General features: G+C 41.4%; 24 protein-coding genes, 1 tRNA gene and 1 pseudogene. 21 read left to right on the top strand and 5 right to left on the bottom strand.

Annotated elements, in window-relative coordinates; translation table 11 throughout:
• The first annotated feature begins 262 nt into the window (after nucleotides 1-262).
• The 8 genes from NSQ70_RS15900 (at nucleotide 263) to NSQ70_RS15865 (ending at nucleotide 7,566) form a co-directional block, all read left to right on the top strand.
• A complete protein-coding gene (locus tag NSQ70_RS15900) occupies nucleotides 263-1,636 on the top strand; it encodes a C40 family peptidase (RefSeq protein WP_024719881.1) in 1,374 nt (457 codons plus the stop codon).
• A 234-nt stretch (nucleotides 1,637-1,870) separates the two neighbouring features.
• Nucleotides 1,871-2,821 carry a thioredoxin-disulfide reductase gene (trxB, locus tag NSQ70_RS15895; RefSeq protein WP_024719880.1) on the top strand — a complete coding sequence of 317 codons (951 nt, stop codon included), beginning with the start codon at nucleotides 1,871-1,873 and terminating at the stop codon, nucleotides 2,819-2,821.
• 358 nt (nucleotides 2,822-3,179) lie between these two features.
• On the top strand, nucleotides 3,180-3,644 hold the full coding sequence (locus NSQ70_RS15890) for an 8-oxo-dGTP diphosphatase (protein ID WP_008348133.1): 465 nt from the start codon (nucleotides 3,180-3,182) through the stop codon (nucleotides 3,642-3,644).
• 39 nt (nucleotides 3,645-3,683) lie between these two features.
• The gene (gene rapZ / locus NSQ70_RS15885) at nucleotides 3,684-4,571 is read left to right on the top strand and encodes an RNase adapter RapZ (RefSeq protein ID WP_024719879.1); all 888 of its coding nucleotides are present in this window, start codon (nucleotides 3,684-3,686) and stop codon (nucleotides 4,569-4,571) included.
• Nucleotides 4,572-5,531, top strand: a complete 960-nt coding sequence (locus NSQ70_RS15880; protein WP_008348128.1) for a YvcK family protein — start codon at nucleotides 4,572-4,574, stop codon at nucleotides 5,529-5,531.
• Between the two features lie 17 nt (nucleotides 5,532-5,548).
• On the top strand, nucleotides 5,549-6,499 hold the full coding sequence (gene whiA, locus NSQ70_RS15875) for a DNA-binding protein WhiA (RefSeq protein WP_008348125.1): 951 nt from the start codon (nucleotides 5,549-5,551) through the stop codon (nucleotides 6,497-6,499).
• A gap of 26 nt (nucleotides 6,500-6,525) precedes the next feature.
• Entirely contained in the window at nucleotides 6,526-6,783 is a 258-nt protein-coding gene (locus NSQ70_RS15870; RefSeq protein ID WP_008348124.1) for an HPr family phosphocarrier protein, read from the top strand.
• Between the two features lie 39 nt (nucleotides 6,784-6,822).
• Nucleotides 6,823-7,566, top strand: coding sequence for an arylamine N-acetyltransferase (locus tag NSQ70_RS15865; RefSeq protein WP_342502268.1), 744 nt, complete (start codon nucleotides 6,823-6,825; stop codon nucleotides 7,564-7,566).
• Nucleotides 7,567-7,618: 52 nt separating this feature from the next.
• Here NSQ70_RS15865 and NSQ70_RS15860 read toward each other — a convergent pair.
• A pseudogene (locus tag NSQ70_RS15860) lies at nucleotides 7,619-7,945 on the bottom strand (ribonuclease); the annotation flags it as partial.
• Nucleotides 7,946-8,287: 342 nt separating this feature from the next.
• On the bottom strand, nucleotides 8,288-9,265 hold the full coding sequence (locus NSQ70_RS15855; protein WP_041508114.1) for a D-glycerate dehydrogenase: 978 nt from the start codon (nucleotides 9,263-9,265) through the stop codon (nucleotides 8,288-8,290).
• A 553-nt stretch (nucleotides 9,266-9,818) separates the two neighbouring features.
• Between NSQ70_RS15855 and NSQ70_RS15850 the strand changes: the two genes are divergently transcribed.
• The gene (locus NSQ70_RS15850; RefSeq protein ID WP_096881889.1) at nucleotides 9,819-10,400 is read left to right on the top strand and encodes a carbonic anhydrase; all 582 of its coding nucleotides are present in this window, start codon (nucleotides 9,819-9,821) and stop codon (nucleotides 10,398-10,400) included.
• A 37-nt stretch (nucleotides 10,401-10,437) separates the two neighbouring features.
• Complete coding sequence (locus NSQ70_RS15845; protein ID WP_041507806.1) at nucleotides 10,438-12,060, top strand: SulP family inorganic anion transporter; 1,623 nt, start codon at nucleotides 10,438-10,440, stop codon at nucleotides 12,058-12,060.
• Nucleotides 12,061-12,089: 29 nt separating this feature from the next.
• On the opposite strand, the gene NSQ70_RS15840 is transcribed toward NSQ70_RS15845, so the two are convergent.
• Nucleotides 12,090-12,431 carry a MazG-like family protein gene (locus NSQ70_RS15840; protein ID WP_039169100.1) on the bottom strand — a complete coding sequence of 114 codons (342 nt, stop codon included), beginning with the start codon at nucleotides 12,429-12,431 and terminating at the stop codon, nucleotides 12,090-12,092.
• Between the two features lie 136 nt (nucleotides 12,432-12,567).
• Between NSQ70_RS15840 and NSQ70_RS15835 the strand changes: the two genes are divergently transcribed.
• Nucleotides 12,568-13,146 (top strand): TIGR00730 family Rossman fold protein, encoded by a 579-nt coding sequence (locus NSQ70_RS15835; protein ID WP_024719873.1) that lies wholly within the window; start codon nucleotides 12,568-12,570, stop codon nucleotides 13,144-13,146.
• 55 nt (nucleotides 13,147-13,201) lie between these two features.
• Here the strand turns inward: NSQ70_RS15835 and clpP are convergent, their stop codons facing one another.
• Entirely contained in the window at nucleotides 13,202-13,798 is a 597-nt protein-coding gene (gene clpP / locus NSQ70_RS15830) for an ATP-dependent Clp endopeptidase proteolytic subunit ClpP (RefSeq protein WP_024719872.1), read from the bottom strand.
• 253 nt (nucleotides 13,799-14,051) lie between these two features.
• Here clpP and NSQ70_RS15825 point away from each other — a divergent pair.
• The 10 genes from NSQ70_RS15825 to abc-f all read left to right on the top strand — a co-directional run bounded on the left by NSQ70_RS15825 (nucleotide 14,052) and on the right by abc-f (nucleotide 24,408).
• Nucleotides 14,052-14,127, top strand: a tRNA-Arg gene (locus NSQ70_RS15825).
• A 293-nt stretch (nucleotides 14,128-14,420) separates the two neighbouring features.
• A complete protein-coding gene (locus NSQ70_RS15820) occupies nucleotides 14,421-14,885 on the top strand; it encodes a DinB family protein (protein ID WP_249855578.1) in 465 nt (154 codons plus the stop codon).
• Nucleotides 14,886-15,136: 251 nt separating this feature from the next.
• Complete coding sequence (locus NSQ70_RS15815; RefSeq protein WP_342502597.1) at nucleotides 15,137-16,027, top strand: ABC transporter substrate-binding protein; 891 nt, start codon at nucleotides 15,137-15,139, stop codon at nucleotides 16,025-16,027.
• 167 nt (nucleotides 16,028-16,194) lie between these two features.
• Nucleotides 16,195-17,364: a macrolide family glycosyltransferase gene (locus tag NSQ70_RS15810; protein ID WP_144666138.1), complete on the top strand. Its 1,170-nt coding sequence runs from the start codon at nucleotides 16,195-16,197 to the stop codon at nucleotides 17,362-17,364.
• A 124-nt stretch (nucleotides 17,365-17,488) separates the two neighbouring features.
• Nucleotides 17,489-19,132 carry a nickel ABC transporter substrate-binding protein gene (nikA, locus tag NSQ70_RS15805; protein WP_039169217.1) on the top strand — a complete coding sequence of 548 codons (1,644 nt, stop codon included), beginning with the start codon at nucleotides 17,489-17,491 and terminating at the stop codon, nucleotides 19,130-19,132.
• 14 nt (nucleotides 19,133-19,146) lie between these two features.
• Nucleotides 19,147-20,076 (top strand): nickel/cobalt ABC transporter permease, encoded by a 930-nt coding sequence (gene opp1B / locus NSQ70_RS15800; RefSeq protein ID WP_024719867.1) that lies wholly within the window; start codon nucleotides 19,147-19,149, stop codon nucleotides 20,074-20,076.
• A gap of 5 nt (nucleotides 20,077-20,081) precedes the next feature.
• Nucleotides 20,082-20,969, top strand: a complete 888-nt coding sequence (gene opp1C / locus NSQ70_RS15795) for a nickel/cobalt ABC transporter permease (protein WP_024719866.1) — start codon at nucleotides 20,082-20,084, stop codon at nucleotides 20,967-20,969.
• The gene (locus tag NSQ70_RS15790) at nucleotides 20,932-21,750 is read left to right on the top strand and encodes an ABC transporter ATP-binding protein (RefSeq protein WP_342502267.1); all 819 of its coding nucleotides are present in this window, start codon (nucleotides 20,932-20,934) and stop codon (nucleotides 21,748-21,750) included. Before opp1C ends, NSQ70_RS15790 begins: the two co-directional genes overlap by 38 nt.
• Nucleotides 21,744-22,514: a dipeptide/oligopeptide/nickel ABC transporter ATP-binding protein gene (locus NSQ70_RS15785; protein ID WP_096881883.1), complete on the top strand. Its 771-nt coding sequence runs from the start codon at nucleotides 21,744-21,746 to the stop codon at nucleotides 22,512-22,514. The genes NSQ70_RS15790 and NSQ70_RS15785 overlap by 7 nt, the downstream gene beginning before the upstream one ends.
• A gap of 334 nt (nucleotides 22,515-22,848) precedes the next feature.
• Nucleotides 22,849-24,408, top strand: a complete 1,560-nt coding sequence (gene abc-f / locus NSQ70_RS15780) for an ABC-F type ribosomal protection protein (protein WP_342502266.1) — start codon at nucleotides 22,849-22,851, stop codon at nucleotides 24,406-24,408.
• Nucleotides 24,409-24,424: 16 nt separating this feature from the next.
• Here abc-f and NSQ70_RS15775 read toward each other — a convergent pair whose 3' ends face one another.
• Nucleotides 24,425-25,834: a polysaccharide deacetylase family protein gene (locus NSQ70_RS15775; RefSeq protein WP_041091297.1), complete on the bottom strand. Its 1,410-nt coding sequence runs from the start codon at nucleotides 25,832-25,834 to the stop codon at nucleotides 24,425-24,427.
• Nucleotides 25,835-26,031 lie beyond the last annotated feature (197 nt).

The raw sequence follows: 26,031 nt of genomic DNA, 5'->3' as shown, positions 1-26,031 counted from the left end.
CTCGACATCTATTTGAAACATAAATGTAATAAAAATATTAGCTCATTTTGTCGATGTGTCATGTATAATGAAACTCGTGGATTAAAACAAAGACATATATTTAAATATTTTACTATACATAATGCAACACCTAGTGATAGAAACAATCTGGTCAACATCTGACTGAATCATCAGGAAGAAAGACACAGGAAGCACAGATTGGTCGCAGAGAATTTGCTGCTTTCTCATGTCGCTTGGGAAATTGTCAAAGGAGGAACTATACGTGAAAAAGTTTATTACTTTCGGTTTAGCTTCGGTGATTGGAGCGAGCGGTTTATTTATTCCATTTACTCATGAAGCAAATGCACAGAACTTTGAACAAAAGAAACAAGAACTAGACAGCAAGCAGTCAGAGGTAAACAAGAATCTTCAAAAGAAAAAAGAAGAGCTATCAAAGCTTGAGGCAAAACAAGAGGCACTTGCGCTAAAGCTAAAAGAAATTGACGAAAAAGCTTTAAAAACAAGTGATCAAATCGAAGAAAAACAAAAAGAAAACGAAAAAACAAAAAAAGAAATCAAAGCACTGAAAAAAGAAATTGCTGATACAGAAAAACGTATCGAAGAAAGAAACGAATTCTTGAAAAAGCGTGTACGTGCGCTTCAAGAAAGCGGTGGTTCTACGAAATACATAGATGTATTACTAGGAGCAAAAAGCTTTAGCGATTTCATCAGCCGTGCAGGTGCTGTATCTACATTAATCAACGCAGACAGCGAAATCATTAAAGAACAAGAAAGAGACAAAGCGGAATTACAAAAGTCTGAAAACGAATTAAACACAAAGCTTGAAGATGTTCAAAAAACGCTTGCAAAGCTTGAAACACTTCAAACAGACTTAAATAAACAGCTTGATGAGAAAGACAAGCTATTCAAGCAAGTGAAAAAGCAAAAAGGAAGTGCCTCTTCTCAAATCAGCGAGTTAAACACTGAGGCAAACAGCATTGCATCTGAAAAAGACGCAACAATCGCTGCTCAAAAACAAGCTGAAAAAGAAGCAAGAGAAGCTGCTCAAAAAGCAAAAGAAGAAAAAGCACAAAGACAACAGCAGCGTCAAGCTAGTGTTCAAGCTGAAGACAACAGCTCTAATAACGACAGCGGTTCTTCTTCAAATAACAGTGGATCTTCAAATAACAATAGCAGCAGTTCACCAAGCAAAAAGCCATCTTCTGGCGGTGGATCACCTGTCAGCAATAACGTAGGCGGAATCGAAGGTGCAATCAGCACAGGTTCTACGATTGTAGGACAATCTCCATATAAATGGGGCGGCGGCAGATCACAAGCCGATATTGACGCACGTCGTTTTGACTGTTCTTCATTCGTTCGCTGGGCATTTGCATCAGCAGGCATCAACCTTGGACCAGTTGGCGGTACAACAACAGATACGCTTGTAGGTAAAGGAAGAGCTGTAAGTGCATCTGACATGAAACGCGGAGACCTTGTGTTCTTTGATACGTATAAAGTAAATGGACACGTTGGTATTTACTTAGGAAACGGTACATTCTTGAACGATAATAGCTCTCGCGGTGTTTCAGTTGACTCTATGAGCAACGTTTACTGGAAAAAAGCATTCAATGGCGTTGTAAGAAGAGTCGTTGAATAAATCATTACTTACTATATAACCGTAAACAGGCTTCCTTAAACAGCAGTTTAAGGAAGCTTTTTCTTTTTTTGAAGATATGAGCAAATGATTCGCTTATTACCCGCAGATTTAATAGGATATGGGTAAGGAATAAAAGCTAAGAGTGGAAATGATGCTCTCTGTCATGAATGGAAGCATCACCCAAGGGCATTCTAATAAGAAATGCTAGCAGCAATTGAAGAGGGAGTGACAGTTGTGTCAGAAGAAAAAATCTACGATACGATCATCATTGGAGCGGGTCCTGCCGGAATGACAGCCGCTGTTTATACATCACGGGGAAATCTTTCAACACTGATGATTGAAAGAGGAATTCCAGGCGGCCAAATGGCGAATACGGAAGATGTCGAGAACTATCCGGGCTTTGAAAGCATCTTAGGACCGGAACTTTCAAATAAAATGTTTGAGCATGCAAAGAAATTCGGTGCCGAATATGCGTATGGCGATATTAAAGAAATTGTAGATGGTGAAGAGTACAAAATCGTCAAAGCTGGTTCAAAAGAATACAAAGGACGCTCTGTCATTATTGCGGCAGGTGCTGAATACAAAAAAATCGGTGCACCAGGCGAAAAAGAACTTGGCGGCCGCGGCGTATCATACTGCGCGGTATGTGATGGAGCCTTCTTTAAAAACAAAGAGCTTGTCGTGATTGGCGGAGGAGACTCAGCAGTAGAAGAGGGTGTTTACCTCACTCGCTTTGCATCTAAAGTCACTATTGTCCATAGACGCGACAAACTACGTGCCCAAAGCATCTTACAAGCACGTGCATTTGATAATGAAAAAATCGACTTTATGTGGAACAAAACCGTTAAAGAAATCAATGAAGAAAACGGGAAAGTCGGCAGTGTGACATTAATTGATACCGTGACAGGTGAGGAAGAAGACTTCAAAACAGATGGCGTCTTTATCTACATCGGTATGCTGCCGCTGTCTAAACCATTTGAAAATCTAGGGATTACAAATGCAGAGGGCTACATTGAGACGAACGAAAGAATGGAAACAAAAGTTGAAGGAATCTTCGCAGCTGGTGACATTCGTGAGAAAACACTTCGTCAAATCGTCACAGCAACAGGTGATGGAAGTATTGCAGCACAGAGTGCACAGCATTATGTAGAAGAGCTTGCTGAAAAGCTAAAAGCAATGAAATAAACAGCTGTCGTAAATCCTTAATATTGCGTCACGGGCTTTTAACTGGAATGTAACACGGGTGAAACAATTATCCGTTATGATAAAACTAGTAATTGACCCCCTTTTATAAGGAATACATGTTTGGCACGGATGTGAATCCGTGTCCTTTTTTTTTGCTTAAAATCAGAAATTCACGAGATGTTCACAAATGACGCATGGAGAACCGTTAGATGTTGTAAAATAAAGAATAGATAAAGTGCCCGTCACCATATTCATACGAAAACCTGTCTGTTTTCAGTGAAGAACGGGCATGTTCATTGTGGGAGTCATGATGAACCTGTATAATAAGAAAAAGACATAAAAGAGTAGGTGACAGCTGATGCAACGAGTAACCAATTGTGTGCTGCATCACGAAGATCAAGTTCTCTTGCTGCAAAAGCCAAGACGAGGCTGGTGGGTAGCACCTGGCGGCAAAATGGAGAGCGGAGAATCGGTCAAGGATTCAGTCGTTCGAGAATTTAGAGAAGAAACAGGCATTTATATTTTAAATCCGCAGCTAAAAGGCGTGTTTACCTTTATCATAAAAGAAGGCGATCAAATCGTTCAAGAGTGGATGATGTTCACCTTTATGGCAGATTCCTTTACAGGAAAAAACGTATCAGAGTCGGAGGAAGGCATTTTAAAATGGCATGATGTAAAAGATGTGCCTAGCTTGCCGATGGCTCCAGGAGATTCCCATATTCTTGACTTCATGTTGAAAGGGAAAGGACTACTCCACGGCACTTTTACGTATACACCAGATTTTGAGCTGATTGCTTATCGATTAGATCCTCAAGGAGACTAATAAATAAACCGTTTTCATAAAGAAGGAGAGGGAACAGGCATGAATACGCACAAACAAGATGATATTCAGCTTGTGATTATTACAGGAATGTCAGGTGCGGGGAAAACCGTTGCCATCCAAAGCTTTGAAGACTTAGGTTACTTTTGTGTGGATAACTTACCGCCATCACTTTTACCGAAGTTTCTAGAGCTCATGAAGGAATCCAATTCAAAGATGAGCAAGGTGGCCCTTGTGATGGATTTGCGCGGACGCGAATTCTTTGATAGCTTAATTGCTGCCTTAGATGAGATGAGTGATATCGGCTGGATCACACCAAGGATTCTATTTTTAGATGCAAACGATAAGGTGCTTGTCTCAAGATATAAAGAAACGAGACGTTCTCATCCCCTTGCGACAACAGGTTTGCCGCTCGAAGGAATTGAGATGGAACGCGATCTGTTAGAAGAGTTAAAAGGCCGGGCTCAAATGATTTTTGATACATCGGATTTAAAACCGAAACAGCTTCGAGAAAAAATTGTTGCACACTTTGCCACGAGCCAAGGGCAGGTGTTTACAGTGAATGTGATGTCCTTCGGTTTTAAATACGGTCTGCCGATTGATGCTGATCTTGTATTTGATGTGAGATTTCTGCCGAATCCTTACTATATTGAGAGCATGCGTCCACAGACTGGAAACGATGAAGAAGTACGCTCCTATGTCATGAAGTGGAGTGAAACGCAAAAGTTCACAGAGAAATTAATTGACCTTCTCAGCTTTATGCTACCGTCCTATAAACGAGAAGGAAAAAGCCAACTTGTTATTGCCATTGGCTGTACAGGCGGACAGCATCGATCAGTGACGCTAGCGAACTACTTATCGGAGTATTTTAAAAATGACTACTATACACATGTCACTCACCGGGACATTGAAAAGAGAAGCAGAAAATAGATGACGACACTACCAAAGGTTGTCATTCTTGGCGGAGGCACTGGCTTATCTGTTTTACTTAGAGGATTAAAGACAAAGCCAGTGGACATTACCGCCATTGTGACGGTAGCTGATGATGGAGGCAGCTCAGGCAGACTGCGACATGATTTGAATATTCCGCCTCCAGGCGATATTCGAAATGTACTTGCGGCACTCTCTGATGTCGAACCGCTTGTAGAAGATTTATTTCAGCACCGTTTTAATAAAGGGAATGACTTAACAGGCCACTCTCTCGGCAACCTCATTCTTGCGGCTATGACGAATATAACCGGTGATTTTTTTCATGCCGTCACAGAAATGAGCAAGGTCTTAAATGTGAGAGGAAAAGTATTGCCAGCAGCGAATTCAAGTGTTGTTCTTCATGCGGAATTAGAAAACGGGCAAGTGGTAACGGGAGAATCAAAAATCCCAACCTATGGTGAGCGAATTAAACGAGTGTTCCTCACACCCGATACGATTGAGCCGCTCCCAGAATCGATTCAAGTCATTCGTGAAGCCGACTTGATCGTCCTTGGACCTGGCAGCTTGTATACCAGTATTTTGCCCAATCTGCTTGTACCGCATATTGGCGAAGAAGTGATTCGTTCTAAGGCGAAAAAAGTCTATATTTGCAATGTCATGACACAGCCGGGGGAAACGCTTTCCTACAGTGCAGCTGATCATGTGCAGGCACTAAACGATCATATGGACCGACCATTTATCGATACGATATTTGTGAACAATAAAGAAATTCCAGAAGAAATCAAAGCAAAATATGCAGAAGAACAGGCGCAGCCTGTACAATTCGACACAGATGTACTCAAAGCCATGGGACTAGAAGTCATCCCTGGGGAAATCATTACATATGACCAGCATGTGATTCGTCATGATACGCTGAAAGTAGCCGCGCTGCTTGTCGATCTGCTGCATCAGAAAAAATAGGAATGGGGGTGGCAAGGATGTCATTTGCATCCGAAACAAAAAAAGAGCTGACTAATCTGGAAGTGAAGGACTGCTGCACAAAAGCAGAGCTTTCTGCCCTCATCCGTATGAACGGTTCATTATCTTTTTCTAATCGAAAATTGATTTTAGATATACAGACAGAGAACGCAGCCATTGCAAGACGTATTTATACCCTTTTGAAAAAGAAATACGATGTGACTGTCGAGCTGCTCGTTCGTAAAAAAATGAGATTAAAAAAGAATAATGTGTATATTGTCAGACTGGTAGAACGAGCGAAAACCATTTTAGAGGACCTAAAGATATTAGGTGAACAATTTGTATTTGAACGCAACATTTCAGAAGAACTTGTGAAGAAAAGATGCTGCAAGCGTTCCTATATGAGAGGTGCTTTTTTAGCAGGAGGTTCTGTGAATAATCCAGAAACCTCTTCGTATCACCTTGAGATTTTTTCACTATACAAAGAACATAATGATGCCCTTTGTGAGCTCATGAATCAATTCCATCTTAACAGTAAAACACTTGAACGCAAAAAAGGCTTTATCACATACATGAAGGAAGCGGAGAAAATTACGGAATTCTTAAGTGTTGTGGGTGCTCATAACTCATTGCTTCGTTTTGAAGATGTGCGCATCGTCCGAGATATGAGGAATTCAGTGAACCGGCTCGTCAATTGTGAAACAGCAAACTTGAATAAAACGATCGGTGCCTCACTGCGCCAGGTTGAAAATATTCAATTCATTGACGAAAAGATTGGACTAGACGCCCTGCCAGATAAGCTGCGTGAAATTGCGCAACTGCGTATTGACTACCAAGAAGTCACATTAAAGGAACTTGGCGAAATGGTGGAAAGCGGCAAGATCAGCAAATCAGGCATTAATCACCGTTTAAGAAAGCTAGATCAAATTGCAGAACAATTAAGAAACGGACAAGCTGTTACACTCAAATAGGGAAATAAAAAAGGGAGGCAGATCATATGGTGGAAAAAACGGTCACAATTCAGCTGAAAACGGGTTTGCAGGCACGTCCGGCTGCTTTGTTCGTTCAAGAAGCCAATCGTTTTGGTGCTGATATTTTTCTAGAGAAAGATGGGAAAAAGGTCAATGCGAAGAGTATTATGGGACTGATGAGTCTTGCGATCAGCTCTGGGGTCACCGTCAAACTAATAGCTGATGGAGCAGATGAACAAGAAGCCATCGATGCGTTAACGGATTTTATCAATCAAGAAAACTGAGTCTCTTTCAAGGGCTCAGTTTTTTTAGGAGGGAAAGTTGTGATTCAATCAGCTTTTTTACAGAAAATTGGATACGAAGCCGCGTCCATTACGTTTGATCAATTACCGGATTTACTAAGGAAGATGGCTTATACCTTTCCTTTTGAAAATAGATCTGTGGTGGGTAAACACGCCTATGCTTTGGATCAAGAAGGTTTGAAGCATCATCTTCTGGAAGGCAGCAGAGGTGGGCTTTGCTATGACCTCAATCCGCTCTTATATTATGTCTTAAAAGAGGCAGGTCTCGCCGTAAAGCTCGTTCAAGGGACCGTATATAACAAAGAAGCAGAGAAGTGGGCACTGGATGGGACGCATGTAGCCATCGTCCTTCAACATCACCATGAGCGCTACCTCATTGATGCAGGATTTGGTGTGAATTTACCCCTTAAGCCCGTCCCTTTTACAGGTGAATGGGTGGAAGCACCGTCCCTTCGTTTTCGCGTGAACGCAGAGGAAACAGAAAAAGGAACCCATCTACTCCAATTGGATAGGGGAGCAGGTGCTGAAACAGGTTATGCTTTCACATTAAAAGAAGTCGGTGAAGATACACTTGTGCAATTGCGGCATGAGATTTATGAAAATGAAGCCTCTCCTTTTAACAAAAGGCTGCTTGCATCCAAACTGACACCAACAGGTCGTGTGATCGTGACAGAGGATCATGTCACGATACATGAACAGGAAGAAGTATCGAAGAAACCACTCTCACAACCGTTTGAAGAGTACGTACAAAAACTGCTTCCGTAAACAGTATGAAAAAAGACAGCCCTTTTGACTTAGGGCTGTCTTTTTACAATGATTAACGAATCCGCGTAAATGTCGCATAGTGATCGGTTGTTTTATAAATGAGCCAGTCACTTGAGTATACTAGGCGGTCAGCATTACGGAAACCGGAGACGTAGTTGATGTCGGCTTCACGCCATGTACGGCCACTAGCGGATGGAAGGCGTCCCTCCCGATTAGAGAATACGTCTCCACCGATGCTTTTGCCCGGCGCGACTTCAGCTAAATTTCCTTTTGATGCCACCCATCCGAGGGCGCTCGCTTGTGATTTGGTGATGTAATTATCAGGTAGTCGTTTATTGCGGATTAAGTAATCTGCTACACCATCAAAGGTATTAATGACGGCAAGGGTACGAAGGTCTGGTGCAAGCTGTACGGAAGCAGTCTCATTTGTGGCTGTTGGTGTAAGTGGTGTTTCTGCATGGACTTGCTGCGGGATAAATCCAGAAAACAGAATGGCAGCAATCAGAGCGAACAGAGTAAAAATCGAACTTATTTTTTTCATCTTGATCCTCCTCAAAAGGAAATGGGATGCCGTCCTCTTGATGCTTGTCTACCTCATATTATAGCACCGGCATATGAAGAGAATGTAAAGAATCAGGAGATTGGAAAAAATGAGGCTTTTTGACCTACTGTCTCTAGATGACGTAAACAAAAAGACGCAGTTCCCTGCGCCTTTTTTCAATTAAGATGAGGCAAGCTCCTTCACAATATCAACAGGGGCTTTGCCATCAATTCCATGAAGTACATTATGAATGGCTCGTTTCAGCATAAGATCTCTTGTCGTTTCAGTAGCGGAACCGATATGCGGGGCAAGCGTGACATTGTCCATCTCTTTGAAAGGATGATCTTCCTGAAGCGGTTCTTGCTCATACACATCCAGACCAGCTCCTTTAATCCACCCTTCCTGCAGTGCTTGAATGAGGCTTTTCTCATCGACGGTTTTTCCTCGGGAGATGTTCACGAATAAAGCTGTCGGCTTCATTAATTTCAATTCCCGCTCTCCTATCATATGGTACGTCTCATCCGTCAGTGGTGTGATTAACACAATGATATCAGCTTGCTTCAGCAAGTCATCCAGTGCACAATATACAGCGCCATATGCTGATTCGGCTTTCTCATTCCGGCTCCGGTTGTGATAGAGGACGTTCATATCAAAACCATGAGCGGCTCGTTTGGCTACTTGCTCACCGATTCGTCCCATTCCAATGATCCCAAGCGTTTGATGATGGACGTCAATGCCGAATATATCTTCCTCTTGAACAAATTTTGTCCATTTTCCCTCGCGGATAAAACGATCAAGCTCGGCAATTCTCCTTGCAGAAGAGAGAATGAGCGAAAAGGCAAGATCAGCAACGGTATGATCGAGTGTATAAGGCGTGTGCGTACCAATCACGCCTCTTTGTCTCATGGCTTCTAGATCAAAATTGTCATAACCGACTGAATTATTGCTCACCACCTTGAGTTGGGGTGCATGATCTAATAAATCTTGATCAATTTTCGTACCAGATGTTAAAAGGCCATCAGCCTTCTGCAGCTTCTCAAATAACAGATCTCTTGGGATCGGATCCTTTGACTGCCATACCTCATATGTACAATGTTCTTTTAACATGTCTTCAAAAGCGGCAGGTAAGGGTTTGGCGACAAAAATATGTGGTTTCATCATCAACTCGCTCCTTTCACATGGTCATCTTTCTCTTTTTATTATAAAGCAACCATTTTGGCAGTACACGTTTGAATATGAGCTGCTCAATATTTAATATACTGAAATAACGGAAAAGGAGAGATTTTTATAGTGAAAGAGTAAATGCTGATGTCTTTTTATGATGTAGAAAAACGAGTGATTAGTAGATGAGTCATAGAAAAATGTTAGATGTTTCGAGAGATAATCTGACAAACTGGAAAATAGATCGAGACTTTTTGATAGAAAATTTATTATATTTGCAGTGTATTAAACGGGATGGTCATTTTCTACTAAACCATTTCATCGTCTTTTGGTGAAATGAAAGCCATCGTTTGTAAGCAAAAGCCGCCTCTCCCCTGTGCTGAAGCGGAACAAAGAGCAAAATAGAGAAAATGATTACATATTCTCTCATCGTTTTCTCATTTTTTTCTTTTTTTTCTATCATTTTTCTTCTCTATGCTTGAGAACACACAAGGGAAAAGGAGGCCAGGTAAGGCGTTACAATCACTTAAAAAAGATAGGAGATGACAGGATGGGATCAACATTAGAACAGATTCTTCAGCACAATGAAGACTTTGTGAAAGAGAGACAGTATGAGCCTTTCAAGACGGGAAAATTTCCTGAGAAGAAATTGGTTATATTAACTTGTATGGACACACGCCTGTTGGAATTATTACCCCAATCCATGGGGCTTCGTAACGGTGATGCGAAGATCATTAAAAATGCAGGAGCCATCGTCACACATCCATTTGGCAGTGTCATGCGGAGTATTTTACTAGCCATTTATGAGCTGAAAGCAGAGGAAGTATGCATTGTCGGACATCATGAATGCGGAATGGCAGGCCTTGCGGCAGACCCTTTACTTGAAAAGGCAAAAGCAAGGGGAATTGAGGAAAAGTGTTTGAGCATTGTGAAAAGCGCAGGTGTCGATTTAAAGGGCTGGCTGACAGGCTTTGATTCAGTGGAAGAGAGCGTATCTCAAAGTGTGAAATTAGTTAAAGAGCACCCGCTCATGCCAAGTGATGTAGCTGTTCATGGACTAGTGATTCATCCGGCAACAGGAAAGCTGGATGTCGTTATAAAAGATAAACAGATCGACCCGCAATATACCTAAATCATCTACACATACTTGAAGGAGGCCAACACATACCATGCGTTTTTATGGAAGATTTGAAGGTTATGATTCATCAAAATTTAGACGCGATTTAATCGCTGGGCTTGTCGTGGGCGTTGTGGCAATTCCTTTAGGCATGGCTTTTGCCATTGCATCTGGTGTCGGACCAGAATACGGATTATACACAGTCATCGTTGCCGGCATTTTGATTTCATTGTTTGGTGGTTCAAAGTATCAGATCGGCGGACCGACCGGGGCATTTGTTCCAATTTTATTCGGGATCGTCAGCCAGTACGGTATCGAAAACTTACTGATTGCTGGTTTTATGGCAGGCTGCATGCTTGTATTATTCGGAATATTCAAACTAGGAAAGCTCATGAAATTTATTCCTCGTCCGGTTATCATCGGCTTTACTGCTGGCATTGCTGTCATTATTTTTTCAGGACAGATTGCCAACTTCCTCGGATTAAAGGGTGTTGAAAAGCATGAAAGCTTTTTCCTCAATATGAGAGAAATCGTGGTCCATCTCGGTACCGCAAACAGTCTCGCCATTCTCACAGCGATTGTTGGGCTCATCGTGATTTTGGCGGCACAAAAATACATTCCCAAAATACCTGGTGCTCTATTAGGTCTACTCGTTTCAACATTTATAGCTGTTCTCTTTTTTCAAGGACAAGTTGAAACCATCGGCTCTGCATATGGCGAAATCCCTCGTCAGCTGCCAACTTTCGCTTTCCCTGAATTAACGATTGAAAAAATAATTTATCTGCTGCCGCCGGCTATTGTCATTGCGCTTTTGGGCGGCGTGGAGTCCATCTTGTCAGCTATGGTTGCTGATAATATGAAAGGCTCAAAGCATGACAGCAATAAAGAACTCGTCGGGCAAGGAATTGCCAATATGGCGGCACCGCTTTTCGGAGGGATTCCAGCGACTGGAGCGATTGCTCGTACGGCAACAAACATTAAAAATGGCGGAGCAAGCCCCATTTCAGGAGTCGTGCATGGTGTCGTCGTCTTGCTCATCTTAATGTTATTTGCACCATATGCATCGATGATTCCGCTTGCTGCCATGGCACCGATTTTGATGTTTGTGGCGTGGAATATGAGTGAGAAAAAAGAGTTTATCAATATTGTCAAAGTCAAAAATGCGGATTCCCTTGTGCTCGTCGTGACCTTCCTGCTGACGGTCATCGGTGATTTGATTATTGGCGTGACTGCAGGTCTCATTTTAGCGTTTATCGCCTTTATCAAAAAAATGAGCCAGACAACAAATATCCACACAAATGTCGCTGTTCCTCAAATCGAAACGGCGGCTGCCTTAGAAAGGGAGACCGATCAGAAAGGGATTAGTATGTATTCGATTGAAGGGCCACTCTTTTTCGGTACAACCGATTCATTGGAAAATTCGATTTTGGATCATGTTCAGACAAAGCCGAAAACACTCATTTTGCTTATGAACAAAGTGAATTATATGGACACCTCAGCAGAAGCGGTTCTGATGAACATTTCCAATCGATTAAAGCATCACAATGGAAAATTGATGATTGTAGGGCTTCAATCACAGCCAAAAGAGCTTTTGCATCGTACCGGTCTTTTCCATCACATTGGAAAGCAGCATTTCTTTGAACGAACGGATGATATTTCACCACAGCAGCTATAAAAGGCTAAAAAAAGCACGTGACATGTCGGTCACGTGCTTTTTACCTGCTCTTTTTCACTAGAAAACCGTTGTGTAAGTTTCTGTTGATGGGAAGAGAAGACCTCTTCTACTGTTACATCATAGAGATCAGCTAGAACTAGTAGATTTCCTAAGACATCCCCCATTTCTTCAATAAGGTCCTTTCTTAACGCGGCGACCTCCTGTGTTTTCTCATCAGGTCGATCGCGTCCAATTTCGACCGCCCTGACTGCACGAGCGAGTTCTCCTGTTTCTTCCATCAGGAAACCTAACCTGATAAACGGCCCGTATTCTGTCCAATTTCTCATTTTGTAGAAATCTTTGATCCATTTTTCCATTTCAGTTGTTTGCATTCTCTTTATACAGCTCCTTATATGGTGTTCACCTTCTGATTTTACACTATATATAGATGGAGCGGCTGTTTCTTTACAATGAATTATAGTAGAATGAGTGGGTGAAGAAATCATAGAGAGAGATGGAGCTGTTTTGATGAAAACGATTTGTGTGTTTGCTGGTTCGAATCCAGGTGTGAATGACATCTACAAACAAAAAGCTGTCGAGCTAGGGGCTTATATGGCAGAGCAAGGAATCCGTCTTGTATACGGTGGCTCACGAATTGGCTTAATGGGCGCTATAGCGGATGAGGTATTAAAAAACGGCGGGCAAGTGATCGGAGTCATGCCAAAAGGGCTTTTTAGAGGAGAGGTTGTGCATCAAGAGCTCACTGAACTCATTGAAGTCAAAGGAATGCATGAACGAAAAGCGAAAATGAGCGAGCTGGCCGATGGGTTTATTGCCATGCCAGGTGGTTTTGGTACATATGAAGAATTATTTGAGGTGCTATGCTGGGCGCAAATTGGCATCCATCAAAAGCCAATCGGATTGTATCAAGTGAATCAGTATTTCAAACCGCTCCTCGACATGGTGACGTTCAGTGTACAGGAAGGTTTTTCGAATGAATCACACCTTCAATTGCTGCATGCCTCTGGAGAACCGGAAGAATTGATTTCACAGATGGCTTCCTATCAAACACCGTCTCTTCAGCAGAAATGGACGGAGCTGTCTTAAAACAGATGCATAACAAAAAACCGCCTGTTCAAAGAGCAGACGGTTTGTTTTGTGATTATTTTTGTTCTTCTGAATTACGGGTCAAGACTTTGTCAATGAGTCCGTATTGAAGTGCTTCTTCCGCTGTTTTGAAGTTGTCACGATCTGTATCGCGCTCAATGACTTCAATTGGCTGACCAGTACGTTCAGCAAGTACTTGGTTCAGTTTATCGCGTAAAGAAAGGATTCGTTTTGCCGCAATTTCAATTTCTGTTGCTTGACCTTGCGCACCACCTAGTGGTTGGTGAATCATCACTTCACTATTTGGAAGGGCATAACGCTTACCTTTTTCACCAGCAGCAAGCAGGAACGCACCCATAGATGCAGCCATACCAATACAAATAGTTGATACCTTTGGTTTAATAAATTGCATCGTATCGTAAATGGCCATACCAGCTGTGATCGAACCGCCAGGGCTGTTAATGTAGATAGAAATATCTTTTTCTGGATCCTCGGCTTCTAAGAAGAGAAGCTGTGATACGATGGAGTTGGCAACATTGTCATCGATCGCAGAACCAAGCATGATAATACGGTCTTTTAAAAGACGAGAATAAATGTCGTAAGCTCTTTCCCCACGATTTGTTTGCTCAATGACTGTAGGTATTAAATTCATAATGTTCCTCCTTCACCTTTTAGGTAAGTATGTAATTCAATGATACATTTTTGGTCAATAAAGGTCAAACAAAATGCTGACCTAAAATCAAATACCCCTATCCATTTTCCCCAAAACTCTTCCACTTCAAACCATCATATGAGTATATGTATGGGAATGAAGAAAATGCATCGACAGGGATAGCGATTAATCATTGCTTTCTTGCAGCATTTCCCTTATAATTTGATATGCTGACGTTCAAAAAACATATCGTGCGCTCGTAGCTCAGTTGGATAGAGCGGTGGTTTCCGGTACCACGTCTGCCGGGGGTTCGAATCCCTCCGAGCGCGTCTTGAGTATCCGATGGATTATTTATGAAAGAACTTGAAAACCCTTTGAAATAAAGGGTTTTTTTGTTTTTTTATGAGTGGTATTGTGTGAGTAAATTGAGAGGAACTTCACTATTTATTAGCGAGTTCATTTTGTATCGAAAAACACAGATTAATATTGTTAAAAAGACAAATTTTCTTGATGATAGGCAATCAAGTAAACTTAATCTATTATTGGAGTATAAAGTCAGTTCATCAATATTCTAAAAGCTTGTTCAACGAAAAGGGCAGAATTCATTCATAAGGAGGCACTAATGAATTGTGAAAGTGTTTTACATCAAATTGAAGTAGCTGTTAAAACTTTGATAAAAATAGTAAGTCAATTAGAAGAAGCTGATTTACGAAAAAGACCAACACCTCATAAGCAGTCTATCGGAGAGTTGTTGGAACACATTGCGATCATTTGTGAAGCTGACTGGCGTATTTCTAATGAGGCGACCCAAGAAGAGATGGAAATATTTTATGCTAATGTATCATATAAAACTATAAAATCGATAGAAAATGGTTTAATGACTAATTTCCATTCATTAAAAAATAATTATATGAAATTATCGGACACAGAACTACTGTCTCGTACCACTTCCTATTGGGGTGTGACATATACAAGGTATGAATGGTTGTTAGAGATTTTAGCACATGTTTATCATCATAGGGGGCAAGTACACGCTATGCTTGTTCACTGTTACAATCAAGACCCCAAAATTTTAATGTTTGAATGATGTTTTTCGACTAAAGGGTGTTTTGCTTTCATAATATCCTGTAATAACATCTATCGTGTCGGGGTTTTATAGATTCTCAGCGTGTGCATTCAACCTAGTTCACAATTGAAAAAGGTTTCTCGAACCCTCTCCATCAGAAGAGGGTTTTTTGTATGTGGCGTTCACTGCTAAAACTTTACATCTAAACCACACTGCTTATGTTATAATTAATAATCATTCTCAATTAAAGGTGGTTTTCGTAAGTGAAAAAAATGATTTGCCTTATGAGTCTGCTGGCAGTATTGTTGGTGGCTTGCGGGCAGAAAGACAATAAAGAACAAGAATCAAATACTCGTACATATACAACTGAAACGGGTGAAAAGATCACCATCCCTGACAAGCCGAAACGAATTGTTGTGTTAACAGCACAGCTTGGAAATTTTAAAAAGTTAGGTGTGACACCTGTTGGCATGACAGATGTTTATCCTAAATCATCCTTTTTAGATGAAACAGGTGTGAAGAGGGTGCCGATAGAAAATGTGGAGGCAATCGCCAAACTGAAGCCTGATCTCATCATTGCGTATTCACAAAATGATCAAGTTGAGAAATATAAAAAGATCGCAAAAACAATTACTTTCACAACAAGTGAACATAGCTTTAAAGAGATGCATATTGAAATCGGAAAGATTCTTGGAAAAGAATCGTTAGCCAAAAAACAAATACAAGAAATGGACGAGCAGCTGAAAAAAGACGGCAAAGAGGTCAAAGCAAAAATTGGTGAAGACAAGACGTTCTCTATCATGGATGTGCAGCCTAAGCAAGTGTATTTATTTGGTACAGACTTTGGCCGCGGTGGGGAGGTCATCTATCAAGGGTATGGATTTAGCCTGCCTGAAAAAGCGGAGAAAGCTCTTCCGAAAGAAGGGTATCTCGGTATTTCATTAGAAGAGATGAATGAGTATACAGGTGACTATTTACTTGTACCAACAAAGGATGGAAAAGCACCGAATCCTGATATCACAGGCAGCGGTGTATGGAAGAAAAATAAAGCAGTAAAACAAGGACATGTTCTAACCTATTCAATCAATGAATTTATCTATGCTGATCCAATCTCAATTGAAAAACAGTCTGCTGCGTTTAAAAAAATGCTGCTCAAAAATTAATAGAAAAAAGACAAAGCACTTAAAAAGGAGGCTTTGTCTTTTTTTCTGCTATCCTCTTAAAATACTAGCCATAAGACTCATTTCTGCCCTTTTCAGGCGTATTTGTTGAGCCTGATCACTGTATAAGATTAACATGGAAGGGAATTGACAATAAGGAGATGATTCTTGTGGCGAAGGTTTTAATGATTACGTTCCCAGCTGAAGGACATGTGAACCCAATGTTAGGGATGATTAGAGCATTTGTTGATCGAGGTGATGAAGTGCATGTGGTCACAACTGAACATTATCAAAAACGGATCAAACGCTTAGGCGCTCACATACATATACATCCAGATTATATTCGGACATTAAGTGTGGAGGAAGACGATTTGGAGTCCATGCAGCCATTTTTTCATGCCATGCTACAAACGTCATTAGACATTTTAGAAGTGGTGGAAACTCTTTCTCAACAGCATTCATTTGATTTGGTCTATTTTGATATGTTTGGAGCAGGTGAGCTTGTGCGGGATTACTTACAGATTCCAGGCATCGGTTCGAATCCTTCTTTTGTGCTGCAGGAGGCGCATTTTGATACACCTCTATACAGAAAAGATGAGAAGGCGGCTCATCTGTTAGAAGAAATACATGAACGTTTTGGCGTTCAGCCAAAGCATTTGATGCAATTCATGAAAAACCGCGGAGAACTGAATATGGTGTATACAAGTGAATATTTTCAGCCGTCTGTTGATGCATTGGATGATTCGTTTGTTTTCATTGGACCGAGTTTTCTAAAACGTGCTGACCAACACGATTTTCCATTAGAAGCGCTTGAGCGGGAGAAGGTCGTCTTTATTTCAATGGGAACGGTTCTTGGAGATACTGAAGCATTCTTTAATATGTGTATTGATGCCTTTGCCGACTTTGATGGAAAAGTGATTCTCGCAACTGGTGAAAAAATCGACATGTCTCTCCTAAAAGAAGCGCCATCTCATTTTCTGATCGAGCCTTATGTGCCGCAGCTTGAAGTCCTTGAACTGACAGATGTGTTTGTGACTCACGGCGGGATGAACAGTGTCAATGAAGGTATTCATTATCATGTTCCAATGGTCGTCATCCCGGTTGACAAAGATCAGCCGATGGTGGCAAAAAGACTGACGGATCTCTCTGCTGCTCGTGCACTCGATAAAGACCAGCTGACAGCAAGGCAGTTGAGAGATACTGTAGAGAGTGTACTCGGAAGTGACACATACCGTGCTGGGATTGAAAAGATTGAAGAAAGTTTCCAAACAGCAGGTGGAACAGAAAAAGCATTACGTGTCATTGATCAGTTTATGCAAGCGAAACAGACTCAATCATGAGTCTGTTTTTTCTGTGAAAAAGACATTGTATTTCCCAGATCTGTATGCTAATATTCAATTCGTAATCATTTCGATTGATAATCGTAATGATTACGATAAAATGAATTGTTTGGGGGAAGTACATATGAATGATCAACCAGTTTACATAAAGAAAAAGGATGAGAAAAAGCAGTCCTTTGTGACATATACCTTGATGTTGTTTTCAGTCATGGCTTGCTTTCTATTGGCATCATGTTCTGAAAATAAGACCTCTTCCAGTTTAAGTGGAAGAGAAGATGATGAACTGGTGTATGCAAGTACAAAAGATATAAGAGACATTAATCCCCATCTATATGGCGGGGAGATGGCCGCTCAAAATATGGTGTTTGAATCGCTTGTTGTGAATACGGAAAAAGGCATTCAACCAGCCCTGGCCCAAAGCTGGGATATTTCTAAAGATGGAAAAACCTATACATTTCATCTTCGAGAAAACGTGACTTTTTCAGATGGTGAGCCATTTAATGCGAAGGCTGTCAAAATGAATATGGATGCAGTTGTCAAAAATCTTGAAAAAAATGCTTGGCTTAATCTCGTGTCAGAAATTAAATCCACAAAGGCTGTAGATGAACATACTTTTGTTCTCACATTGAAGGAGCCCTATTATCCAACATTAGAAGAACTTGGTTTAACACGTCCATTCCGTTTTATTTCTCCCAAAAGCTTTATTGATGGCACCACATCAAAAGGCGTCAAAGGTTATGCAGGTACAGGTCCTTATGTGTTAAAGGAACATAAGAAAAATCAATATGCCATTTTTGAAGTGAATAATCATTATTGGGGAAAGAAACCAAAGATTTCAACGGTGAAATGGAAGGTCATGCCGGATCATCAAACCATTTTACTCGCTCTTCAAAAAGGGGAGGTTGATCTCTTATTTGGAGCAGATGGTGACATGATTGATGGAGATTCATTTCAGGCTTTAAAAGAAGCTGGTCAATATGGTGTGACTGTGAGTCCTCCTGTTGGTTCAAGATCTATTGTAATCAACTCCAATCAACCAATAACACAAGATCCAAAAGTAAGAGAAGCATTTCAATATGCCATTCAAAAAGAGATGATTACAGAAGGGATTTTAAATGGAACTGAACAGGTGGCACATACACTGCTTGCTCCGTCTGTCCCTTACGCGGACATTCCGCTTAAACAGAAAACCTATCAAAAAAAGAAAGCAGAGGCATTATTAGATGAGGCAGGCTGGAAGTTAAAAGAAGACGGCTATCGCTATCAAAAAGACAAGCCGCTTAGCGTGACCATTTATTACAATTCGGATAATGCAGGTGAAAGAACGATTAGTGAATCGATACAACAGGATTTCAAGCAGGTTGGAATCAAGCTGGATATTAGAGGTGAAGAAAAACAGGCATTTTTAGATCGTCAAAAAACAGGAAAGTTTGATCTTATGTACTCTCTATCGTGGGGACTTCCTTATGACCCTCAAACATACGTCTCTTCATTCCGTGTTGCATCCCATGCTGATTACCAAGCTCAATTAGGATTGAAAAAGAAAAAGTGGCTGGATGAGACCATTACGAAAGTATTGGTGGAGCCGGATGAGCAAAAACGAAAACAAATGTACCAAGATATTTTGACTTATATTCATGATGAAAATGTCTATATTCCTATCTCGTATTCTGTGACAAAGGCTGTTTATAATAAGCGCCTCAAAGGTGTAGGTTTTCATGTATCTCAGTATGAAATTCCTTTTGACCGAATGTATTTTTCGTCATAACCGGAGGCGGAGACATGACACGCTATATCATAAAAAGATTATTGTTTCTTTTACCACTCATTGTATTCATTACCTTCTTTGCGTTTGTGCTGCTTGCGATGCGTTCAAGTGATCCAGCTGAGGTCGCTTTACGTGTGAACCAAGTAACCCCAACTGAAGAAATGGTTGAATCCATGCGTCAAGAGCTAGGCTTAGATCAACCATTTTTCTTACGATATGCCACATGGCTTAAAGATGGATTAACAGGTGATTTTGGCAGCAGCTATGTCACGCGGGAGCCAGTTCTTGATCTGATCTTGGAGGCACTTCCTGCGACTTTACAGCTTGCAGGGATGTCCCTTTTGTTTATTATTGTGCTGAGTTTGTTGTTCGGAATGGTGTGTGCATATGCGGCACATACATGGTTGGATCGAATCGTGAGAGCATTTGTGTTTATTGCAGCTTCCATGCCTAGTTTTTGGTTGGGCATTTTGTTTATCTGGCTTTTTTCAGTCAAATTTAACTGGGTCAACACGAGTGGAATGGAAGGATTTAAATCGATTCTTTTGCCAGCGATGACTTTATCACTTGGCTACTTATCGACCTATGTGAGACTCATTCGAAATCAAATTCTAAAGTTTCAGCACGAGCCCTTTGTTTTTTATGCAAGAGCTCGTGGTTTAAAGGAACGAACCATTCAATTGAAGGTGATGAGACATGCCCTTCAACTAGCGGTAACAGCACTCGGTATGTCAATACCAAAGCTCATTGCAGGAACCGTCATTATTGAAAATCTCTTTGCTTGGCCAGGGGTTGGCCGTTTGTGTGTAACAGCTATTTTTCACGCCGATTTCCCTATTATTCAAGCCTATTTGTTTGTGATGGGATGCCTGTTCGTTGTGTGCAACCTCGTTGCTGATGTCATACAAATGATCATGAACCCGCAGTTAAGAAAGGAGGTCTAAAAAATTTGATCGTATGGAATCAATTAAGAAAAGATCGAATGGCTATTCTGTCTATCTGGCTTTTGGTACTTGTCACATTAGCTGGGCTGTTTGCACCGTTTCTAGCGCCGCATGACCCAACTGACACGAACATTCTTCAAAAATATGCTGGTGTGAGTCTAACATATCCCCTTGGAACCGATCAGCTGGGGAGATGCGTATTGTCGCGGCTCTTATATGGTATTCGGACAACGATGCTTGCTGCCGTGCTGACAATGTGTATCACGATGCTCATTGGCACGATACTTGGACTCATGGCTGGCTTTTTTAGAGGGAAAGTTGATGGAGCTCTAATGAGAATATGTGATGTCATGCTGTCATTTCCAGCAGAGGTGATGATTTTGGCCGTTGTGGGCATTATGGGACCTGGGCTTTTCAATATTATTTTAGCCAATGTCCTTGCAAAATGGGCTTGGTATACAAGGATGATTCGTTCGTCAGTCCTGCAATATACGAATGAACCATCTGTTCAGTTTGTGAAAGTATCTGGGGGTTCACCTTTTTATATCCTTCGAAAACATCTATTTCCTCGCATCTCAGGAGAGATAGCTGTCTTTGCTACACTTGACGCAGGCTGGGTTATTTTAAATATTTCTGCTTTGTCTTTTCTTGGATTAGGTGTGAGTGCACCTACACCGGAATGGGGCATGATGCTCAACGAGGCGAAGAATGTCATGGTGACGCACCCGGTTCATATGCTTCCGCCTGGACTTGCGATCTTATTTGTGGTCATGGCACTGAATTTTTTGGGAGACAGTCTTCAGCAGGTCATGAACCCTGCCATGCATCTTAGCAACAAAAAAAGGGGGAGACGGTTTGCCTTTCATCGAGATAAAAAACCTGTCCGTACATGATCCGATTCAACAAAAGGATTTGGCGGCAAATATCACGTTTGCATTACATAGACAACGTTGTTTAGGCGTTATTGGAGAAAGTGGAAGCGGAAAATCAACCGTGGCAAAAGCATTAATTGGCCTCATCCCTCCTTCGCTAGAGATGATTGGGACCATTTTGTTTGACGGTGAAAAATTGACAAGTCAGGCTGCACAGCGTTGGAGAGGAAAGCGAATTGGCTTCATTTCACAAGATGTCATGAATGCGTTCAATCCAATTGAAACAATTGGTCATCAAATACTTGAAACATTCCAGCGGCATTTGGGCTTACGTGGCAAAGAAGGAACAGCACATGCGATCACTGGGCTAGAACGTGTCCATTTAAACAATCCGCATATGTTAATGAAAAAATATCCTCATGAGCTGTCGGGAGGGATGCTTCAACGTGTCATGATTGCCATTACGATCATGCTTTCTCCTGACGTGATCATTGCCGATGAGCCTACAGCATCATTAGATGCATATAACCGGCGTGAAGTCATCACGCAATTACAGACGCTGAAAGAAGAAACAGGAGCTGCCTTGATCATCATTTCGCATGATTTAGGTGTCGTTCAGGCAATCGCTGATGAAATGTTGGTGATGCACCAAGGGAAGCTGCTTGAGCATCGTCATGCAAAAGAGATATTCACATCACCTGAGCATCCTCAAACGAGGCATTTACTAGAAACGAGGCTTCGGTTATCGGCCCCCCTTGAAGCACTCAGGCAGCAGAAGAGAGTGAGGGCATTCCCATGCTGATCACAGCAAATCAACTACTTAAACATGGAGAAGATAAAGGGCGCTTTTTTCATAAAGAGGAATCCATAGCACGCATAGCTCAGGTTTCATTTCAGATTGGAGAGGGTGAATGTGTCGGGTTAGTCGGTGAGAGCGGCAGTGGTAAAAGTACAATAGTACGTACGCTGCTTGGTTTAGAAACATTAGACGGCGGAGAGATAAAGATAGATGGATGGCCAGCTCATACATGGCGTAAGATGAACCGGGGGAAAATGAGTGTTGTTTTTCAGGATTATCTATCTTCTGTCCATCCTTCCTTTACAGTGAAAGAGATCATAGCAGAACCCATGCAAATAATAAAGCGAAACATGGATGTGAACCAAAAAGTGTTGTCCCTGCTTGAACAAGTAAGACTTCCATCGTCTTTGCTAAATCAATATGCTCACCAACTAAGCGGCGGTCAGCTCCAGCGTGTATGCATAGCAAGAGCCATATCGACGAATCCAGCCATTCTCATCTTAGATGAAGTCCTTAGCTCACTTGACGTTTCTGTCCAAGTTCAAATATTGGAGCTTCTTGAAACATTAAAGCAAGAGTTAGATATGACCATTCTTATGATTACCCATGATCTAGAGGCAGCCGTTTTTTTATGTGATCGACTTCTATTTTTACATGAGGGAAGACTTGTGGAAGAATGTAAAAGTGACCAGCTGTTAGAATCGACTCATCCATTTACGCTCAAGCTAATAGATTCACTCATGCCTTTTCAGCTTGACAAAAAATAACCAATCTTTTATCGTATACGTAATAAACGACGGAAGGGTGACCCAATGCAATGAAGTACTAATCCTATGACCTGTAAGCAAAATGAAAGAACGAAGGCAGTGAGCAAACGATATGTGTTGCTATGTTTGCTGCGTTTTCATTTTTTAGCTTCGGAATAGGATGGTACAGCTTGGGAATCAAAGATTGAAGTGATGGATACGGGGGATATGTGTGCTCATTTGATGAACCGCATGTCATTCTGTATCGATACGCTTATTTTTGTACACCATTTTGCCTCCTATTCTGAGAATGGGAGGCTTTTTCATGTCTCCTGATACGAAAGGAGAGGGTTGGATGTTACTGAGAGCCCACCAATTAAAAGTATTTCGAAAGGATCGTTTGTTATTTGATATAGAGGAGCTTGCCATTCATCAAGGGGACCGAATCGGCCTTGTAGGGACAAATGGCAGTGGGAAAACGACATTGCTCCATGTACTAGCGGGGAGGGAAAAACCAGACAGCGGCACATTTGCACATACTACAACTTGTACGCTGCTTCCTCAACTAAAGACAGGAGATGGCAGACAAAGTGGTGGAGAGATGACACAAGCTTATATTGAAAGAGCTTTAAGCCGGCCTTCTGCCCTTTTATTAGCCGATGAACCCACGACTCATTTAGATACGGAGCATATTGAGTGGCTAGAAGAAAAGCTTCGTCATCATCAAGGTGCTCTGATTGTCGTCTCGCATGACCGTGCTTTTTTAGATGCGTTATGTACAGACATTTGGGAATTGAAAGATGGGAAGCTCAAACTATACAAAGGCAACTACAGCGATTTTGCCCGGCAAAAAGAACTCGAACATCGCCAGCACGTGGAGGCGTACGAGGTGTATACCCAAAAGAAAAAACAGTTAGAACATGCACTGCAAAAGAAAATGAAAAAAGCCGACAAAGCGACAAAGCCATCTCCAAAGCTGAAATCCTCGGGGCCTAAAATTGCAAAGCCTTATTATGCAAACAAGCAAAAAAAGCTTCAAAAAACAGCCAAATCTATTGAAACAAGAATGGAGAAATTAGAAAAGGTGGAGAAGGTAAAGGAAGTCCAGCCTCTTCAAATGACGCAGCACACCATGAAGGAAGTGGCAAGCCGCTCCATTTTTCGTGTCGAACATGTAGATGGCATGGCAGGAGATAAAGTCCTTTGGAAAAAGGCGAATGTTGAAGTGAGAGGCGGAGACAAAGTCGCGATCATTGGGAAGAATGGGAGCGGTAAAACGACATTTCTTCGAATGCTTGTAAACGGACATCCCGGGATTTTTCGTTCAGAAGCCGTGAAGATTGGTTATTTCAGCCAAGATCTTTCAGGACTGAATCTAGATGAATCGATCTTACAAAATGAACTGGAACAGGCGATTCAAGATGAGACGATCGTTCGCACCGTTTTAGCGAGACTTGGGTTTCGGGGAGACGATGTGTATAAGCTGACGAACGTATTAAGCGGCGGGGAACGGGTGAAGACGATGCTTGCAAAGTTGCTCGTCAGTGATGCCAATGTTCTGATGCTTGATGAACCGACGAACTTTTTAGACCTTGCGGCAGTAGAAGCGCTTGAAGGACTTTTAAAAGATTACCCGGGCACAGTTGTGTTTGTCTCCCACGACAGGAGGCTCATCGAGCAGGTGGCTACTCGTATTCTTCATGTGCACGAGGGTACCATTGAACGCTTTGATGGCACCTATGAAGAATATAAACAAAAGGAAGAAAAGCCAGCTGCTACAAAGAAAGAAGAAGAGCTCCTGCTGATTGATATGCAGCTGTCTGAAGTGCTCAGTCGTTTAAGCATCGAGCCTTCTCGTGAGCTTGAAGAGACGTTTCAAGCATTGTTAAAAAGAAAGAAGTTGTTAGAGTCATAAAAAAAAGCCCCTGTGTTTACTGCACAGGGGTCTGTTCGTTTCGTTCTTTTTTCAATTGTTCAAGTTCGCTGACTGTGACAAGCTGGTAGCCTTGTTTGGTGAGTTCATGTATGATCTTCACTGCTGCTCGAGCAGAGCTGTCATAAATATCGTGCATGAGTACGGTTTTGCCATCTGCTGCATGTGAGAGAACATGGTTTGTGATCTGCTGGCTGTTACGAATTTTCCAGTCCTCAGGATCGACATCCCACAATGAAACGTTCATGCCCACCGCTTGATTGATGTCGGGATTTGTTCCTCCATATGGCGGTCTAAAGTGCGTAGGAGTATAACCGCTGGCCTTTTCAATCAGCTTCTGCGTGTCTTTTACTTGTTTGACCGCTTCTTTTAGAGGGAGTCTCGTTAATAAAGGATGGTTATATGAATGGTTTCCGATCTCATTTCCGCTCTTTAAAATGTCGGCAAGCATTCCAGGATAATACTGAACCCTGCTTCCTAATACAAAAAAGGTGGCGTGTCCTTTATTTTCCTTCAGCGCTGCTAAAATGGTTGACGTTGTGGCTGGGTTTGGACCATCATCAAATGTGAGTGCGATGGCTTTTTTATTCGGATCAAGCTTTGGCTTTTGCGGCAGCTTGACGGCTTTTCTTTTTGGATTCGGTTCTTTGATTTCATTCTGATTTTTGGTCTTATTCATATATTCCGGCTTCAAGATATCTTTTAGCAACGTCTTTTTGATCGCCAGCGTTTGCGGACCTAAGTCCTTTGCGGCTACTTGAGAAGCTGGGAAATAGAACTCTATATATTTCTCTTTTAAGGCGAATTGACTGAAGTTTTGATCAGTAGGGGCTGTTCCTTTTTGAAGGAGTGATAGATCCTTAGACAAGGTTTTATCTTTTTTAAGCTCCGTGTATGTAATATAGGATAATTTTTTCAAATAGTCCTTTTTTGGTTGAAATAAATCTTTTGTGTCAAGAAAGTCTTTTTTCTGAAAATCGAAATTGATTGTGACGTGATGAGTGGTCCCATTTTGCTGACCTGTATACGTGTAGGTCGTAAAATAAATGGCCGCAGATTGTTTTGCATAGTGCACCATGTCATAGTCAATATTCAGTTCAAACCGTTTGTTTTCATCAATGTCCTTTGCTTCACTAAATGTCTTTTTGAAATGCTCTAATGCTGAATTCGCATAGCTTTGAATCTTGTCATCTAGCTTTTTTTGATGAAAAAGTGGATAGTTCACCGCATATCTCATAAACTTCCCGTCATTTACAAGAGTGACAATTTCAACATTTTTATAATTCGTATCCTGCTTCACATTTTTCTTCTCTGTACCGCTTGCTTGCTGATTTTGAAAGAATGCAACTGCTCCAATGACGATGGCAAGCGCAAATAGGATGATACTCCATTTTCCCTTTACTGACACAACTTTCAATTCTCCTCTCATGACGGGTCATTCTTTATTCCTTTGACATCTGTTTGTAATATTTTTATAACATTTGACTTACTTTTGTAATTTTAGGGGATTTTCATGCGGAATGTCAACTATTTTCCTATTAAAATACTGTAAAAATTGATAGGTTTTTCAGAACGAGAAAAAGCAGAAGGAAAGAATTCTCTTAT

It is taken from the genome of Bacillus sp. FSL R5-0397, from assembly GCF_038593395.1.
GTDB lineage: Bacteria > Bacillota > Bacilli > Bacillales > Bacillaceae > Bacillus > Bacillus altitudinis.
This window is presented reverse-complemented; position numbering and strand designations above follow the sequence as displayed.

Excerpts from the sequence above, each read along its gene's own strand:
- NSQ70_RS15890 (WP_008348133.1), top strand. The coding sequence starts at position 3,180 with ATGCAACGAGTAACCAATTGTGTGCTGCATCACGAAGATCAAGTTCTC.
- rapZ (WP_024719879.1), top strand. The coding sequence starts at position 3,684 with ATGAATACGCACAAACAAGATGATATTCAGCTTGTGATTATTACAGGA.
- NSQ70_RS15880 (WP_008348128.1), top strand. The coding sequence starts at position 4,572 with ATGACGACACTACCAAAGGTTGTCATTCTTGGCGGAGGCACTGGCTTA.
- whiA (WP_008348125.1), top strand. The coding sequence starts at position 5,549 with ATGTCATTTGCATCCGAAACAAAAAAAGAGCTGACTAATCTGGAAGTG.
- NSQ70_RS15870 (WP_008348124.1), top strand. The coding sequence starts at position 6,526 with ATGGTGGAAAAAACGGTCACAATTCAGCTGAAAACGGGTTTGCAGGCA.
- NSQ70_RS15855 (WP_041508114.1), bottom strand. The coding sequence starts at position 9,265 with ATGAAACCACATATTTTTGTCGCCAAACCCTTACCTGCCGCTTTTGAA.
- NSQ70_RS15850 (WP_096881889.1), top strand. The coding sequence starts at position 9,819 with ATGGGATCAACATTAGAACAGATTCTTCAGCACAATGAAGACTTTGTG.
- NSQ70_RS15845 (WP_041507806.1), top strand. The coding sequence starts at position 10,438 with ATGCGTTTTTATGGAAGATTTGAAGGTTATGATTCATCAAAATTTAGA.
- NSQ70_RS15840 (WP_039169100.1), bottom strand. The coding sequence starts at position 12,431 with ATGCAAACAACTGAAATGGAAAAATGGATCAAAGATTTCTACAAAATG.
- NSQ70_RS15835 (WP_024719873.1), top strand. The coding sequence starts at position 12,568 with ATGAAAACGATTTGTGTGTTTGCTGGTTCGAATCCAGGTGTGAATGAC.
- clpP (WP_024719872.1), bottom strand. The coding sequence starts at position 13,798 with ATGAATTTAATACCTACAGTCATTGAGCAAACAAATCGTGGGGAAAGA.
- NSQ70_RS15820 (WP_249855578.1), top strand. The coding sequence starts at position 14,421 with ATGAATTGTGAAAGTGTTTTACATCAAATTGAAGTAGCTGTTAAAACT.
- NSQ70_RS15815 (WP_342502597.1), top strand. The coding sequence starts at position 15,137 with ATGATTTGCCTTATGAGTCTGCTGGCAGTATTGTTGGTGGCTTGCGGG.
- nikA (WP_039169217.1), top strand. The coding sequence starts at position 17,489 with ATGAATGATCAACCAGTTTACATAAAGAAAAAGGATGAGAAAAAGCAG.
- opp1B (WP_024719867.1), top strand. The coding sequence starts at position 19,147 with ATGACACGCTATATCATAAAAAGATTATTGTTTCTTTTACCACTCATT.
- NSQ70_RS15785 (WP_096881883.1), top strand. The coding sequence starts at position 21,744 with ATGCTGATCACAGCAAATCAACTACTTAAACATGGAGAAGATAAAGGG.
- abc-f (WP_342502266.1), top strand. The coding sequence starts at position 22,849 with ATGTTACTGAGAGCCCACCAATTAAAAGTATTTCGAAAGGATCGTTTG.